This is a genomic window from Chryseobacterium sp. CCNWLW53 (assembly GCF_037083525.1).
In the GTDB taxonomy this organism is placed as follows: Bacteria; Bacteroidota; Bacteroidia; order Flavobacteriales; family Weeksellaceae; genus Chryseobacterium; species Chryseobacterium lathyri.
Genome location: NZ_JBAOJR010000003.1, coordinates 96970 through 113046 on the forward strand (window position 1 = coordinate 96970; position 16077 = coordinate 113046).

Annotated in this window: 17 protein-coding genes; 4 read left to right on the top strand and 13 right to left on the bottom strand. The window is 37.3% G+C overall.

The genetic code is table 11. The features are described from left to right. Nucleotides 1–174: 174 nt before the first annotated feature. The 6 genes from tssD to pdxA all read right to left on the bottom strand — a co-directional run bounded on the left by tssD (nt 175) and on the right by pdxA (nt 4952). The gene (gene tssD / locus V6R96_RS09440; RefSeq protein ID WP_111955564.1) at nt 175–582 is read right to left on the bottom strand and encodes a type VI secretion system tube protein TssD; all 408 of its coding nucleotides are present in this window, start codon (nt 580–582) and stop codon (nt 175–177) included. Between the two features lie 328 nt (nt 583–910). Then, nucleotides 911–2266: an acetyl-CoA carboxylase biotin carboxylase subunit gene (gene accC / locus V6R96_RS09445; protein ID WP_111955562.1), complete on the bottom strand. Its 1356-nt coding sequence runs from the start codon at nt 2264–2266 to the stop codon at nt 911–913. A gap of 99 nt (nt 2267–2365) precedes the next feature. Continuing rightward, nucleotides 2366–2848, bottom strand: coding sequence for an acetyl-CoA carboxylase biotin carboxyl carrier protein (accB, locus tag V6R96_RS09450; protein WP_111955560.1), 483 nt, complete (start codon nt 2846–2848; stop codon nt 2366–2368). A 127-nt stretch (nt 2849–2975) separates the two neighbouring features. Continuing rightward, a complete protein-coding gene (gene rpmF, locus V6R96_RS09455; RefSeq protein WP_007843326.1) occupies nt 2976–3179 on the bottom strand; it encodes a 50S ribosomal protein L32 in 204 nt (67 codons plus the stop codon). A gap of 66 nt (nt 3180–3245) precedes the next feature. Continuing rightward, nucleotides 3246–3776: a DUF177 domain-containing protein gene (locus V6R96_RS09460; RefSeq protein ID WP_336379079.1), complete on the bottom strand. Its 531-nt coding sequence runs from the start codon at nt 3774–3776 to the stop codon at nt 3246–3248. A gap of 84 nt (nt 3777–3860) precedes the next feature. Further along, nucleotides 3861–4952, bottom strand: a complete 1092-nt coding sequence (pdxA, locus tag V6R96_RS09465) for a 4-hydroxythreonine-4-phosphate dehydrogenase PdxA (RefSeq protein WP_111955556.1) — start codon at nt 4950–4952, stop codon at nt 3861–3863. A 48-nt stretch (nt 4953–5000) separates the two neighbouring features. Between pdxA and V6R96_RS09470 the strand changes: the two genes are divergently transcribed. From V6R96_RS09470 to V6R96_RS09480, 3 genes are read left to right on the top strand one after another with little or no spacing between them, the layout of a single operon-like run. Next, complete coding sequence (locus tag V6R96_RS09470; RefSeq protein ID WP_111955554.1) at nt 5001–5585, top strand: riboflavin synthase; 585 nt, start codon at nt 5001–5003, stop codon at nt 5583–5585. Between the two features lies 1 nt (nt 5586). Next, nucleotides 5587–7041 carry a HAMP domain-containing sensor histidine kinase gene (locus V6R96_RS09475; RefSeq protein WP_111955552.1) on the top strand — a complete coding sequence of 485 codons (1455 nt, stop codon included), beginning with the start codon at nt 5587–5589 and terminating at the stop codon, nt 7039–7041. Beyond that, the gene (locus V6R96_RS09480; RefSeq protein WP_336379078.1) at nt 7041–7742 is read left to right on the top strand and encodes a methyltransferase; all 702 of its coding nucleotides are present in this window, start codon (nt 7041–7043) and stop codon (nt 7740–7742) included. The genes V6R96_RS09475 and V6R96_RS09480 overlap by 1 nt, the downstream gene beginning before the upstream one ends. Nucleotides 7743–7820: 78 nt before the next feature. Here V6R96_RS09480 and V6R96_RS09485 read toward each other — a convergent pair whose 3' ends face one another. Together V6R96_RS09485 and rpmH are read right to left on the bottom strand one after the other, a co-directional pair. Beyond that, nucleotides 7821–8531 carry a cell division ATP-binding protein FtsE gene (locus tag V6R96_RS09485; RefSeq protein ID WP_111955548.1) on the bottom strand — a complete coding sequence of 237 codons (711 nt, stop codon included), beginning with the start codon at nt 8529–8531 and terminating at the stop codon, nt 7821–7823. Nucleotides 8532–8686: 155 nt separating this feature from the next. Further along, nucleotides 8687–8845 carry a 50S ribosomal protein L34 gene (gene rpmH, locus V6R96_RS09490; protein ID WP_034701860.1) on the bottom strand — a complete coding sequence of 53 codons (159 nt, stop codon included), beginning with the start codon at nt 8843–8845 and terminating at the stop codon, nt 8687–8689. A 236-nt stretch (nt 8846–9081) separates the two neighbouring features. On the opposite strand from rpmH, the gene V6R96_RS09495 reads away from it, so the two are divergent. After that, nucleotides 9082–10086, top strand: a complete 1005-nt coding sequence (locus V6R96_RS09495; RefSeq protein WP_111955546.1) for a bifunctional oligoribonuclease/PAP phosphatase NrnA — start codon at nt 9082–9084, stop codon at nt 10084–10086. Between the two features lie 52 nt (nt 10087–10138). Here V6R96_RS09495 and V6R96_RS09500 read toward each other — a convergent pair whose 3' ends face one another. The 5 genes from V6R96_RS09500 to tilS form a co-directional block, all read right to left on the bottom strand. After that, the gene (locus V6R96_RS09500) at nt 10139–10978 is read right to left on the bottom strand and encodes a patatin-like phospholipase family protein (protein WP_228452689.1); all 840 of its coding nucleotides are present in this window, start codon (nt 10976–10978) and stop codon (nt 10139–10141) included. A gap of 42 nt (nt 10979–11020) precedes the next feature. Further along, the gene (locus tag V6R96_RS09505) at nt 11021–11803 is read right to left on the bottom strand and encodes an alpha/beta fold hydrolase (RefSeq protein ID WP_111955542.1); all 783 of its coding nucleotides are present in this window, start codon (nt 11801–11803) and stop codon (nt 11021–11023) included. Between the two features lie 60 nt (nt 11804–11863). Then, complete coding sequence (locus V6R96_RS09510; RefSeq protein WP_336379077.1) at nt 11864–12391, bottom strand: biopolymer transporter ExbD; 528 nt, start codon at nt 12389–12391, stop codon at nt 11864–11866. Between the two features lie 264 nt (nt 12392–12655). Continuing rightward, nucleotides 12656–14722, bottom strand: coding sequence for a cytochrome c biogenesis protein CcdA (locus V6R96_RS09515; protein ID WP_336379076.1), 2067 nt, complete (start codon nt 14720–14722; stop codon nt 12656–12658). Further along, nucleotides 14719–16038, bottom strand: a complete 1320-nt coding sequence (gene tilS / locus V6R96_RS09520; RefSeq protein WP_336379075.1) for a tRNA lysidine(34) synthetase TilS — start codon at nt 16036–16038, stop codon at nt 14719–14721. The genes V6R96_RS09515 and tilS overlap by 4 nt, the downstream gene beginning before the upstream one ends. Nucleotides 16039–16077: the final 39 nt, after the last annotated feature.

Here is a 16077-nt window from a genome sequence, read left to right on the forward strand (position 1 = left end):
ATTTAAAAGAAATATTAGCGACCATTATTTGTTTTTATAAATAAGCTTAACCATTTTTTGGTTATATTTTTTAGGTTAAAATAGTGACCGTCAATACAACAAAAAAGACAGAACAGTATCCCTCACTTCGGGTTACCATTCTGTCTGTTGTTTTTTGATATAGAAATTATATTCTTAAGATGTAGGCCATTCTGCTCTATAAGAAGAATTACCCAGATCAATATGCTCGGCACTCACGACGAAGCTGATGTACATACTGTTGTCATCTACCGCGTCAAAATCTACTTCGTGCTGAATTACATATCCGTTTTCCCATTTCAGAGTAGTCAGTGTTCCTTCTTCGTGAGATTTGTTGAACGTTACTTCTCCGGTTGTAGGTTTGTATTTTCCGTTCAGAAGACTTTCCAGAATATCTGATTTTTCTGTAGCTTCAACTGTGATTTTGATGAGAGCATTGGAAGGATCTGATGCTACTCTTCCTGATACGTCTGTAGAACGGGATACACTGTAGTTAAGTTTTAATAACTTCTGTCCTTCACCGCCATTGAATTTTAGAATTCCTCTTGAATTTCTTTCTGCCATGATTAGTAAATTTTAAATGTTAATATTGTGTGATTGGATATCTTATGTCACCAAATTTAGAAGTAATTATATTATCAGGAAAAAATTTTTAAAAGAATTTTAAAAAGTGTCGTAATTCTTCGACTAACAGTTGTTAGGTGATTTGTTTATTGGTAATCAGTTGCTTATAGGTTTTTACATTAAGAGTTTGTTAACTTCCGATAGACAGGACGAGTGGAAGGATTTTGAAATGCAGATCGATATTTTTCTCAAAAAATGAAGTTTTGCAAAATTGGGTATAAAAAAACTGCCTCGTTTGAGGCAGTTTAAAATTTATAGATCAATAATCTTAGTGATTATCATATTTTCTATCCATTACAAAATCTTCCATGAATTTTGTCGTATAGTTTCCGGCCAGATAATCTTCATTATCCATCAGCTGTCTGTGGAACGGAATAGTTGTTTTTACCCCTTCAATATAGAATTCTTCTAATGCACGTCTCATTTTAGCGATAGCTTCCTCACGGGTTTGAGCCGTAGTGATAAGCTTAGCGATCATTGAGTCATAGTTGGAAGGAATTGTGTATCCTGAATATACGTGAGTATCTACTCTGATCCCGTGTCCACCAGGGATATTTAATCCTGTGATTTTCCCCGGAGAAGGTCTGAAGTCTGCATATGGATCTTCAGCATTGATTCTGCACTCAATTGAGTGTAATTTCGGGTAGTAGTTGATTCCCGAGATAGGCGTTCCTGCAGCAAGAAGAATCTGCTCTCTGATCAGGTCATAATCAATTACCTGCTCAGTGATAGGATGTTCTACCTGGATTCTTGTATTCATCTCCATGAAATAGAAATTTCTGTGCTTGTCTACAAGGAATTCAATAGTTCCCACTCCTTCATACCCAATAAATTCTGCAGCTTTTACAGCAGCTTCACCCATTTTCTCACGAAGTTCGTCAGTCATAAATGGAGAAGGTGTTTCTTCAGTTAACTTCTGGTTTCTTCTCTGTACGGAACAATCTCTTTCAGAAAGGTGGCATGCTTTACCAAATTGGTCACCTGCAACCTGAATCTCGATATGTCTTGGCTCTTCAATCAGTTTCTCCATGTACATTCCTCCATTCCCGAAGGCCGCTACAGCTTCCTGAATCGCAGATTCCCAGTGGTCTTTAAGATCTTCAGCTTTCCATACAGCTCTCATTCCTTTTCCACCACCGCCTGCGGTAGCTTTGATCATGACAGGATATCCTGTTTCTTCAGCCACTTTTACGGCATGCTCGTAAGATTCAATTAATCCGTCAGAACCAGGTACACATGGTACTCCTGCTGCTTTCATCGTTGCTTTAGCGTTTGCCTTATCGCCCATTTTTTCAATCTGTTCAGGAGAAGCACCAATAAACTTGATGTTATTTTTCTGGCAGATTCTTGAGAAATTAGCATTTTCAGACAAGAATCCGTAACCTGGATGAATGGCGTCAGCATTAGTGATTTCTGCTGCAGCAATAATATTAGGGATTTTAAGGTAAGAGTCCTTACTCATAGGAGGACCTATACAAACCGCTTCATCAGCAAATCTTACGTGAAGACTGTCTTTGTCGGCAGTAGAATATACTGCAACGGTTTTGATCCCCATTTCTTTGCATGTACGTAAAATACGCATTGCAATTTCGCCACGATTGGCTATTAATATTTTTTTGAACATCTTCTTCAATTTGAAAATTAGATAATTTGAAAATTAGGTAATGTTATTTTGAATGCAGAATTAAGTCTAACATCTAATGTCTAACATCTAACTTCTAAATTAAGATGGATCTACTAAGAATAAAGGCTGGTCGTATTCTACCGGAGTAGCATCGTCTACCAGGATCTTCACGATTTTTCCGCTGATCTCAGAATCGATCTGGTTGAATAACTTCATTGCTTCGATTACACAAACTACTTTTCCTGCAGAAACTTCGTCACCGACATTTACAAATACATCTTTATCTGGTGAAGGCTTTCTGTAGAAAGTACCGATCATAGGAGATTTGATAGCCACATATTTGCTGTCATCAGATACTGCTTCTGCTTTTTCAGCAGGAGCCGCTGCCTGAGCTGCTACAGGAGCAGGAGCCGCTGCAGCCTGAGGAGCTGTATGGTAAACTGCTGGTTGTGCATAAACCGCATCGCTACCGGCTAATGGAGTTTTAATAGTGATTTCGAAATCTTTAGTTTTGTATTTTACTTCTGAAACTTCAGCTTTAGATACAAACTTGATAAGATTTTGTATGTCTTTAATGTCCATAAATTTGATATTTGATTTTGTCCCAAAGATACCAAAAAAACACAAAAAACAACAAAAAACCGCCTAATTTTATCAAAATTGGGCGGTTTTTGTATTAAAATGAGGCTTTTTCAGTGAAAAGCGACTCTTAGTTTTCTTCTGTAGTTGCTACTTCTTTTTCCAATACTACTTTACCTCTGTAGTAAAGTTTTCCTTCATGCCAGTGAGCTCTGTGGTAAAGGTGAAGTTCACCAGTTGTTGCATCTTTCGCTAATTGAGGAACTACTGCTTTATAATGAGTTCTTCTCTTATCTCTTCTTGTGGACGACTGTCTTCTCTTAGGATGTGCCATTTTGAATAACTTTTTTAATTGATGAGCGATGAGATTCATCATCTCATCATATTTAAATTATTTTATTTAATTATTGTCTTTTAATTTTCTCAGTGCATCCCATCTGGGATCGCTCTCATGATTTTCCTCTTCGGGTTCCTCAATATCTTTTGGACTGAACCTGTTCAGAATTTCCAGATCTTCATCGCTTACATTCGGTGAAATTTTCTTCATCGGTATAGCAAGCTGTACATTTTCATAGATCAGTTGTGCCACATTGAATGCGTGATCTGAGGCTGGGATGGTAATGACATCTTCATTGCTGTCGTCGTATTCTTCGCCAAAATGCACTAAAATTCCGATCTCGTTTTCAATAGGGTAGTCGAATTCATCATTTGTGATATCACAAATAAGCTCTACTGTTCCATGTACTTTGATCTCAAATTCTAAAAATGTAGTATGCTTTTCAAGAAAAACATCAGCTGTTATTTTAGGATTTGTAAATTCCTGTTCAGTGTCAAATAATTGAAAGAACGTTTTATCTATCTCAAATTTGAACACGTGCTTCCCGTTTTTAAGTCCGGAAAAGCTTACGTCATAGTTTCTTAACTTGTCCATAAAATGAGTGTGCAAAAATATGCAATTTTTTTATAATAACAAATAAAATACATAACAAATTAATTTAAAATTTGTTTTAACAATTTATCCTTCGTTTTCATCAGGAAGATCCTCATCTACTCCGTTATCCACAGCCATTTTTCTCGGCTGCATACGATTGCTCATCAGGTCATTATATTCGCTTCTGTTCTTAAAAATCTTAATAGCGGTGAAGATAGCTTCAGTAAAACTCTGCTCATCAGCAATGTTTTTTCCTGCAATATCGTAGGCCACTCCGTGGTCCGGAGAAGTCCTGATAAACGGAAGTCCTGCTGTATAGTTTACGCCTTCTTCATAGGCTAATGTTTTGAATGGGGCAAGTCCCTGATCATGGTACATAGCTAAAACAGCATCAAAGCTTTTGTATTTATTAGGCTGGAAGAAACTGTCTGCAGGATAAGGTCCAAACGCTAGTATTCCATTATCAGAAAGCTCTTTTATTGCTGGCTCTATAATCTCAATCTCTTCTTTTCCGATCACACCTCCGTCTCCAGCGTGAGGGTTTAGCCCCAATACTGCAATTTTTGGTTTTTGTATGCAGAAATCTTCTATTAATGTCTGGTTCAGGGCTCTGATCTGTTTTTTTATTTTTTCTTTGGAAATATTTTCTGCAACACTGGCAATGGGGATGTGATGGGTAGAAACAGCTACTTTCAGATCTTCTGTAACCAGGAACATCAGTCCTTTTTTACTGAATTTTTCCTCGAAATATCCTGTGTGTCCTGCATGTTTAAAGCCCATTTTTACCATTTCATCTTTATTGATAGGCGCTGTAACAAGCACATCAATCTCTCCTTTCATTAAAGCTTCGGTGGCCAGTTCCAGAGAATCAATAGCCATTTTGGTAGATTCTTCTGTAGGAACACCTAGTTCTACATTCACATTATCTTTGGTGAGGTTCACCATATTCAGTTTTCCTGCCTGAGCCTGCGATGCTTCATTAATGTAGTTGAAGTTCAGATTCAGTTTGAAAATATTTTTCTGAAAGGTAAATAACTTTCCCGAGCCAAAAATCACCGGAGTGAAAAAATCCGTAATGGTTTTGTCACTCAGGGATTTCATGATGATCTCCGGACCGATGCCGTTAAAATCACCGATTGAAATTCCTACTCGTACTTTATGGTTTTTTGGGCTCATTTTGATTATCTTTGAAGATTATAATTTACAAATTTAGCAAAAAATAATATGTTCACAGGAATTATTGAAGCAGTTGGCATTATTGAAAAGATTGAAGAAAAAGGAAGCAACATAGATTTTACATTAACATGCCCTTTTACGAACGAGCTAAAAATAGATCAAAGCCTTGCCCATAACGGATGCTGTCTTACAGTTGTTGAGATTAAAGAGGATCAGTATGTAGTAACGGCAATCAACGAAACACTGGAAAAGACCAATCTTGGAAAATGGGACGTGGGTACTGTGGTAAATCTTGAGCGATGCATGAAGATGGACGGAAGATTAGACGGACATATTGTACAGGGACATGTTGACAAAACCGGTGAGGTAGCAGGAATTGAAAATAAAGACGGAAGCTATTTTATTACCATTAAATATGAAGACAACGGTAGTTTTGTAACTGTTCCGCAGGGGTCCATTACGGTAAACGGAATAAGCCTCACGGTAGCAAAAAGTGAAGATACACAGTTTTCTGTAGCTATTATTCCATATACGTGGGAGTTTACGAATATGCAGCATCTTAAAATCGGAGATAAAGTTAATTTAGAATTTGACATCATTGGTAAGTATATTGCTAGATTAATTAAAAAGTAGGATGCCAATAAGTAAATACAAAGGATACAGTTTAAGGAACCGGGTGTTTTTCGGGTTCTTACTCGTATGTTTTTTAAGTGTTGTTGCTACCTCGCTGGTTCCCTATTTTGTTTTAAGGAATAATTCCCTGCAGCAGAGTAATATCGACATGCAGGAGAAGACCAATGCCGTGATGAGATATCTGGATTATGCTGTGAGCCGCACCCTCGTTGAGACAAAGGATCTGCCACAGGTTTTGGGGAATAAGATTTTTGAAATAGCAGATATCAATCAGCATGATATTGTGATTTATGATCTGAAAGGAAGCTATCTTCTTTCCAATAAAGATGAAAGCCTTATTGACCAGAAAACCATCCCACTCAATATTGTCAATAAAATTCTGGCTACCGATTCAAGAGTTGATATTAAAGGGTATGACAAAACCAAAGACGCAGGACGTACTTCATCGTATCTCCTTTTAAAAAATAATGAGCTTGAACCCATAGGAATTGTATATATTCCTTTATATCATAATGAATCCGCCTATCTGGATGTCCTTCATCAGTATATAAAATATATTTTGCTGGTAGATATTTTTCTTATTTTGTTCAGTGTCTGGATAAGTTGGGTAACGTCCAACAGTCTGGCGAAAAATATTACTAAATTTTCTGATATGATCACCCGTATTACATTGTTTGAAAATGAAATGCGGCCTATCAGGTACTATAAAAATGATGAGCTTAATGCATTGGCAAGGGCTTATAACAGGATGATCCTGCAGATCCAGGATCAGAAAGAAAGGCTGCGGTTTAAAGCCTCTGAAGAAGCCTGGAGAGAAATGGCAAAACAGGTGGCTCATGAGGTTAAAAATCCTCTTACTCCAATGAAGCTTACCATTCAGAATTTTGAAAGAAAATTTGATCCTGAAGACCCGAATATCAGAGAAAGAGTAAAACAGATGAGCAAGACGATGGTAGATCAGATTGACCTGATTGCGACTGTTGCCTCAGCTTTCTCAGAATTTGCAAAACTTCCTGAAAAAAATAATGAAGTCATCAATCTTAATACTGAAGTGGAAGATATTCTGCGTGTTTTCAATGATGACAGCATTTTTATGCATTCCAATAAAGGTAATATTATGATCAATATGGACAGGATTTACCTTTCCAGGATCATTACTAATCTTGTAACCAATGCAAAACAGGCCCAAAGCGATGAACGTAAGCTGATCATCAACGTAGATGTGGAACAGCATCAGAGAAGGGTAATGATTTCCATACAGGATAACGGAATCGGGATTCCTGAAAATATGTATGAAAGAATATTTGAGCCTAATTTCACCTCTAAAAACAGCGGTATGGGACTTGGACTTTCTATGGTAAGAAAAATGATCGAAGACTATAAAGGGGAGATTGCAGTGAAATCAGAAGTAGGAAAGGGGTCTACATTTACCATTACACTACCTACGAACCTATAGTGAAGCCTTTTAAATTTAAATATTTTGAAATCCAACAGTCGAAAGAGGTCTTTCGTGTAGGAACAGACGGCGTTTTGCTGGGTATTCTGGCTGATGTAAAGAATGCCTCGGAAGTTTTGGAGATAGGAACCGGAACCGGCCTGATTTCGTTAATGCTTGCTCAGAGAAATGATCACGCTTCTTTTCTGGGTCTTGATATCAATGCGGACGCTGCTCTGCTGACTAAAACGAATTTTGAACAATCTCCTTTTCATTCAAGGCTGAAAAATATCCATCAGGATCTTAAAACTTTTCATACAGAAAATAAATTTGATCTTATTGTTTCAAATCCGCCTTATTTTGAAGAATCCGGATCTGATAAAGATAAAATAGCACGTCAGACTGTAGAACTGAATTTCCAGCAGCTTATTTCTGTTTCTGCAAAACTTCTGTCTGATCATGGTGTTTTGTCGGTTATTATTCCTGTTGAGGCCGGCAGTGTTTTTATTGATATAGCATCAGAAAACCGATTGTTCTTAAAACGAAAAGTTAATATTAAAGGGATTGAGAATTCAAAAACGAAAAGATTAGTTCTGGAATTTTCGTTCATAGAAAGAGCTATTGAAGAATCTGATTTTGTCATAGAAAAAAGTCCGAGACAATACTCGGACCAATATCTTGAACTCACGAAGGAGTTTCATGTCTTTAAAAGTAGAAGCTAGAAGCTAGAAACTAGAGGTTAGAAGTTAGATGGTCATATTCAGTCTGTACCTCCAATTTGCAATTCTTTATCTTATATCTTATTCAAATAATTCTGCAGTATCCAACACGGAAACTTTTCCGTCTTCACACCTGATCGCTTCTCCAGGGAAGTTCTGGATCATATGGTAATCGTGTGTCGCCATTACTACTGCGGCTCCGTTTTCAAGGGCTACCTGCTTCAGAAGCGTCATGATTTCATTGGATGTTTCCGGGTCAAGGTTTCCTGTAGGCTCATCGGCAAGGATAAGATCCGGATGATTAAGTAAAGCCCTTGCAATAGCGATACGCTGCTGCTCTCCACCTGAAAGTTCATGCGGCATCTTGTGCTTTTTGCTTTTCATGTTTACACTTCCCAGAACTTCATTGATGCGGTCTTCCATTTTTATTTTATCACTCCATCCTGTTGCTTCAAGAACGAATTTCAGATTTTTCTCAACTGTTCTGTCAGAAAGTAGCTGGAAATCCTGGAATACAATCCCTAGTTTTCTTCTCAAGTTAGGAATATCAGATGGTCTCAGTTTGGCAAGTTCAAAACCTACCACAGCTCCATGTCCTGATGCTAAAGGAATGTGTCCGTAAAGTGTTTTCAGAAGCGAGCTTTTTCCGGAACCTGTTTTTCCGATAAGGTAACAGAATCTGCCCTTTTTGATGTTAAGATTAACGTCAGAAAGAACAGTAAAGTTTTTTTGCGCAATTTTTGCGTGCTGTAAGCTTATAATATTATCTCCGGAGATATGTGTATGCGGCATAATTCAATTTTATAGTGCTATTTCTAAAATATTTTTTCAGATCTTAAAAATAGAGAAAAGAAGCTTAAAAACCCTAAACTTTAGGAAATTTTAACAACAAAAAATGCCTGAAAAACTTCTTTTCAAGCATGATTTGTATATGATAATTCGAGATATTATCTCTTAGCGCGGGCTGCACTAACAGTTAAACTCTTTCTGCCTTTAGCTCTTCTTGCTGCCAAAACTCTTCTACCATTTGGCGTAGACATTCTTTCTCTGAAACCGTGTTTGTTTCTTTTCTTTCTTTCTGATGGCTGGAATGTTCTTTTACTCATTACTATATATTTAAATCGTAATTAATCTATTAATTTTCAGGTTGCAAAGATATAGAAATTTTTAAAAGTTACAAATTTTACTTATCTTTTTTTAGAAATTATTTGACAATGCTTTTTATACCAATATTGACAAACTGCATTAAGAAACGAAATTTTGTGCAAAGAAATAATATTTAGCTGATTTATTTAAAAGCTCTATCTTTGAAAACTCAAATTTAAAGAAAAATAAACACACGATGTTTACACCAGCAGAACTTTTAGATATCAACACATTACTTACGCCTGAAAATAAAATAATTATCCTTACCCATTATAATCCGGATGGCGATGCTATAGGCTCCAGTCTGGGATTAAAGCATTATCTTGGGGCAAAGGGAATTCCGGTGGAGGTGATTGTTCCCAATGATTTTCCGAAATTTCTGAAATGGATGCCGGAATCCAAAAAGGTGGTCATCGGGGAGTATAAAAGAAAGTATGCATCTGATCTGATCAGTGGGGCAGATGTTATTTTTTGTCTTGATTTTAACTCGCCTTCAAGAATAGGATTATTGGGAGAATGGCTGATTAAATCTAAAGCTAAAAAAATACTTATCGACCATCACCAGCAGCCGGAAAATTTTGACTTTGTATATTCTGACACAGTGATTCCCGCTACTTCACAGATGATTTATCATTTTATTGAAGCAATGGAAGATGAAAGGCTGGTCAATCAGGATATTGCAGAATGCCTCTATACTGGGATCATGACGGATACAGGCGGTTTCCGTTTTCGTTCCACAAGCGCAACAACTCACAGGATTATTGCTAATCTGATAGAAAAAGGAGCTGATCCTTCTGTTATAACCTCGAACACATGGGATACCAACACAGTTTCCCGTCTTCACCTTCTTGCTCTCGTGCTGGGAAGGATAGAAGTCGTGAATGATGGCAAAGTAGCTGTGCTGTCACTTACAAGAAACGAGCTGAAGGAATTTGGTTTCCAGAAAGGAGATACAGAAGGTTTTGTCAATTATGGACTGAGCATTGCAGGAGTAAAAATGGCAGCTTTCTTTATGGAAGACCTGTACGATGATTTTATCAAGATCTCTTTCAGAAGTAAGGATGATGTGGACGTGAACCAGTTTTCCAGAAAATATTTCAGTGGTGGCGGACACATCAATGCTGCGGGTGGAAAATCTGATGAATCTCTTCCGGATACCATCGAAACATTCAAGAAAAGACTGGAGCAGGAAGAGCTGTAAAGGAATTAGTACATGACTATTTTTCGGACAGTAAGCTTATACATTCAAACACTTACACTTCGGTACTCAAATTTTTAGTATATCCCTTGCTTTCGAGTTCTTCACAGGTATACTCGTAAACTTCCTGAAACATGACATCAAGGTTTTTCTTACTGAATAAGCTGAATTTTGTCATTTTAGGAGGGTCTAAAAAAATGTCGCAGGACTTTGCTTTGGAGTAAACCGATTTTGCAATGGCTAAATGGAGAATACGGTCAAATTCCTTCATCAGGCTCATTTTCCTTAATTCATCATAACTTATAGAATTGACGTGAGAAGCAATTAAAAAATCACATTTGTCAATGATCGGCTCTATAGGAAGATTATCTAAAACACCTCCATCAACATATATTTTTTCACCCATTCTCACAGGAGGTAAAATAAACGGAACGCTTGACGAAGCCAGAAGCGGACCGAAAAGCTCACCTTCCGAAAAGAAATCCACAATTCCGTGGGTCATTTCCGTGGCAGTAACGTAAACAGGGATTTTTAAGATTTTAAAATCATTCTCAGGAAAATGATCATTAAAAAGTTTCAGGATGAAATTTGAGCTGAAAATACCGTTTTTAGAAAGTTTCAGATAAGATCTTGAAAAGAATGTTGTTTGTTTTACAATATCCATCATCTCATCCGGTGATTTTCCGAAGGAATAAAATGCTCCCACAATAGAGCCGGCGCTGGTCCCTGAAATGATATGCGGTCTCAGATTATATTCTTCCAGTGCTTTCAGTACTGCGATATGGGCAATTCCACGCATTCCTCCACCGGAAAGTGTAAGGCCGATAACCGGCGGTTTCTTTTTTTTGAAAGAGAATAAACCCATCGAAAGTAATAATTCCTTACTAAGATACAAGAAATTTTGATATAGACCGGGCAATAAAGCTATTGCCGGGTATTACAGGACTAATTTTTTTGGAAGATTATGAAGAAGTTCCGTATTGATAATTTCTGCGCAGATGCCGGGCTTTTCCCAGTGCCCGTTATGCCCACAGTCCAGGATGTAGGATTTTATATTCGTTCTGTCAGGAAGATGTTTGATCATCATATCTGTTTTTACAGCGTTGTCATGCTTTCCTGCCAATACTAAAATTTTCGCTTCCAGGCTTTCCATGACATGTTTTTTGTCTGTTCTTTCTACCATACCCTTTACACAGGCAAGAGCTCCCATATTGTTGGTAGAAAGTGCAGTTTCAAGCGCGGCTTCAATTTTGCCTTCCAGGATGTCTCTTTCATTGGGGTTGAAAAGATTCGGAATTCCAGCCCGTACATAATGGGGAAATGCATCCTTGATGATTCTATAGCTTTTAATCCGCTGCTGTTTTTTCTCTTCATCGTCAGGAAAATAGGTGGAAAAGAATAAGGTCAGGCTTTTGAGAGTCTCAGGATATTTTTCTGCGAAAGCCAGTGAGGTGTACCCTCCCATGGAATGCCCCAAAAGATGTACTTTATCCAGCTTCTCATGATCTAAAACTTTTTTCACTTCATCAGCCATCAGTTCCATGGTGTGAACTTCGGCCAGAATATCAGATTGTCCATGGCCCGGAAGATCTATTTTCAACAGTGAAAAATCTCGCGAAAGATGTGGCTCCATATCACTCCAGATGGAGATGTTTTCCATAAAGCCGTGAAGCAGTACCAAAGTTTCTTTCCCGTTTCCTTTTCTTTCAAAATTCAGCATAATCTTAGTTGTTTCTTCAAATTTAAATAAAAAAGAGCATTGTAAAAATGCTCTTCGATTCTATTGGGTTAATTCGGTATAAATTTTCTTTTCCCATGGTTTTATATCAGTAATGCCATATCTTTCTTTTTTAGAGATCGCGATATTGTCCAGGATGTCTACGAAGTTTTTATAGTTGGCATCATCGGTGGGCTTTACAATGACGGTGAAATTTTCAGGCACCGGAGCGTTTTTATAAGCTTCATAAATGATCTTGGAAATTTTTACCCCGCTGAAATCGGTTTCTTTCAGGTTTCCTGCATTCAGCTCTTTCTCGTTGCTCTGGTGGTAAAAAACTCTGTTGTCTTTTCCAAGAATAAAGGTAACCTGGTTTTTGTCTCCAATATGAGGGATGTTTATTGGATGTGGATTAGGATCCTTTGCCGGAAGCCCCAGATCCATTACATTGGGTTTTGTAAAATTGGTGGTAAACATAAAGAAGGTGATCAATAGAAATCCTAAATCTACCATTGGAGTCATATCCACCCGGATTAATTTTTTTCTTTGTTTGCTTCCTCCCTTTTTTTCTTGTGCAATTACTTCAGCCATAATTCATATTTTTAAATGTTAAACGGTTTTGGTTAAAAAAGTAAAGTATTAATACTTATCTGAAGGAATCTATACAAAGTTTGTACCTAAAATTGATAAATGTCAATAAAATTTAAAATTTATAGAATGGTTGACATAAAATAGCTGTACAATATTTTATATTCGCAAGCTTTTGTGACTTTTTAAGAATATGATTATTTTTATAAATATCAAAAAAGCCCTATCAAAATAATGATAAGGCTTTTTATATGTTTAAATTAAGAATTACTTCGTCGTTTTATAGTAATTAACTCCGCATTCTAAGAACTTTTTGAAATCTTCTTTCGGCATATATCCGGATACCGGTGTATTGATTACTTTTCCATCCGGTGTTATCAAAACGTAGTGAGGTTGGGAATTATTATTAAAATTCACCTGCTGGAATAAACTCCATCGGTCACCAATCGTTTTTACCTTTTTCACCTGTCCGTCTCCAAGATCTATTTTTGTTTTCTGATCTTCAGGAAGCTCTTCCTTATCATCTACGTATAGGGATGCCAATACAACATCATTCTGTAAAATCGGAAGGATATCCGGCTCGCTCCATACGAATTCCTCCATTTTTCGGCAGTTTTCGCAGCCATAACCTGTGAAGTCAATCAAAATTGGTTTGTTTTCCTTTTTAGCCAGTTCAATAGCTTTAAAGAAATCATGCTCGGGATGCATTCCCAGAATTCCGTCTTTTTCATCATGAAGATAACTTACATTCAAAGGAGGCAGAATTCCGCTTAACAGCTGTAGTTTTGGACGTTCTGCCGGAATTAATCCCTGGATCAGATAGATCACAAAACCTATTCCCAAAGCGCCTAATATCTTTCTTGTAATAGAAATCTTCGGTTTTTTATCATCGTGCGGAAATCTTATAACTCCGAATAAATAAAGAGCCAGTCCCAAAGCAATAACGATCCAGATGGCAATGAAAAGTTCTCTTTTTAATAAGAATGTTTTAGAAACTAAATCTGCCTTAGATAAGAATTTTAAAGCTAAAGCCAGTTCTACAAAACCAAGAACCACTTTCACGGTATTCATCCATCCTCCGGATTTTGGAAGACTCTGTAAAGCCTGCGGGAATAAAGCCAGCAATCCAAAAACGATGGCCCATGCCAGTCCGAATCCTGCCAATGCGAATGTCAGCAGCATAGGAACATTGGTAGAGCCTGTCACTGCGCTTCCCAGTAAGCTTCCCAGAATAGGTCCGGTACATGAGAACGAAACGATAACCAGCGTCAGTGCCATGAAGAAAATACCGATAATTCCTCCCGCTTCTTCTGCTTTCGAAGACTTATTGGCAATGGAGCTCGGCAACGTGATATCATAGTATCCGAAGAAGCTGCCTGCAAAGAAGATGAATATGATAAAGAAGGCAATATTCAGCCATACACTTGTAGATATTTCATTGAAGATATTTCCGGCAATTCCATCGATCAGATGGAAAGGAAGGCTCAGAAGGACAAAGATGATAAGGATGAAAAATCCATAGATCAGTGCATCTCTTTTACCCTTTGCTTTGTTTTTATTCCCTTTTGTAAAGAAAGAAACCGTCAGCGGGATCATAGGAAAAACACAAGGTGTCAGCAAAGCGATCAGACCACCTACAAATCCTAAGAATAAATAAGTCCAGTAATTTTCTCCGACTTCTTCCACGGCTGTTCCGCAATCGGTCAAGGGTTTCTGGAAATCAAAGGTTGCTATTTTTAGCTGTTTTGGATCCAGTTTTGATGTTTCTGCAACGGGTAATTCTCCTTTCACAGGCGTTACCGCAACTGTTTCTATAGTTTTTGCAGAATCTTTTATAACATCCGTCTTTTCCTCTGCAGTTTCCTCAACAGCACCTTTTGGAGTTACTTTTTGATTAAATTCTAAAGTATTTGGAGCCAGACAAACTCTGTCGTCACAAGTCTGATAGGTAATTTCAGAAATAACCTCTGCTGGTTTTGTAGGGTCTTTTAATTTAAATTTCTGCTTGAAACCGGCAGAATTGGAATAAAAAACAATCGTCCCTCCAAAAGCTTCTGAAAACTCTTCGTGTTTCTTACCAACTTCAGTGAACTTTCCGATCAGTTCGATGTTTTTCCCTGAAACTTTATACTCGGTAGGAATTCCTGTATCTTCAGGAAGATCTTTGGAATAGATATGCCAGCCGTTTTCCATAGTAGCATTTAAAACTGCTTCATATTGGTTGTTCCCTAGATCGTTGACAGTGAACTTAAACTTTACAGGGTTCTTGATCTGTGCATTAATTCCTGCCGCTAAAAACAGTAGTACGGCTAAAAACCAGTTTCTAAATTTCATTTTTTCTTTTCATTAAAAATTTTGAGAATACTTTGCGTTTTCTCATCACTTGCATATCGTCTGTCCTGTCTGAGAGGTATAATTCCAAGTACGGAATTGTAACTGTCACACAGGATCCAAATTTTTGGCCTCGCTAAAATAGATAATTTTTCGTCCCTAAAAAACTTAGAAACTTTCTTTTTGCCTGAAAAATCCGCCGGATAAAACTCGTCACCGTCCTGCTGTTTTCTTAAACGTAATGGAAACTGAAGTTTTGCAGCATCAAAATCCCATTCAAAACTGTTATTGATTCCGTCAATGTTTTCAATTGTATCTTCAAGACTGATATCCATTTGGATTTCAGAAAAATCAAAATTTTCCACCAAAATAATTTCATCTTTGGTTTCTTGCCTTTGGTTTTTACTGATGAAAATTAATTCATCGCGGCTGATCATAAGCTGATAATCTTTTGAAAAAAAAGAACTGCCGTTTTCCGCTGTAAAAATTTTGGAGATTTCTTCTTCCTTGTCGAATCCGTATTTCTTTAAAATCTCAAACTGTACGAAAGCACTTTCCTGATCCAGCTTTTCCTTGGATAAGATTTTGTGCTCAGAGTTAAATACCGTAAGTTTATTTTCGATTTCCTCGATCCGTTTTTCTACAAAATCTCTGGTTTGGTTCAGATAAGAAGAGCTTTTTCTGAAATTTTCCAGAAAGTGCTCATTGATTTCCAAAAGCTTGGGAGCGATCTCATTTCTGATTTTGTTTCTTAAATAATCACTTTTTTTATTAGAGAGATCTTCCCGGAAGTCAATTCTGTTTTCCTCAGCGTACCCATAAATTTCTTTTTTTGAAAAGTTGAGAAGAGGCCGGATTATTTTGTTTTTATTTGCTGGAATACCACTCAGCCCACTAATGCCAGAAGCTTTAGAAAGATTGATGATGAAAGTTTCCAGCTGGTCATTCAGATGATGGGCGGTAACAAGAAATTCAAGGTTTTCCTGCTCCTGAATTTCCCTGAAAAAGCGGTAGCGGATTTCTCTCGCCCAAAGCTGGATAGAATTTTCCGGTTTATTGTCTTTTTCCGAAACTTCATACAGGTGAAAACGAATATGATTTTTCTCACAAAAATCCTGAACCGTTTTCTGATCCAGATCAGAATCTTCACCCCGAAGTTTATAGTTGATATGAGCTATCTGGAAATTAAGACCCAAACCCTTAAAAAGAGAGGCCAGGACCATAGAATCGGCACCTCCGCTTACAGCCAGAAGATAGCTGTGAGTTTCCGGATTTCTGACAAGGTTTTCAAGCTGATTTTTAAAACTAAATTTTTCCAAAGGGTATGTTGAAGATTTCTTTTATGCAAAGATAATCCA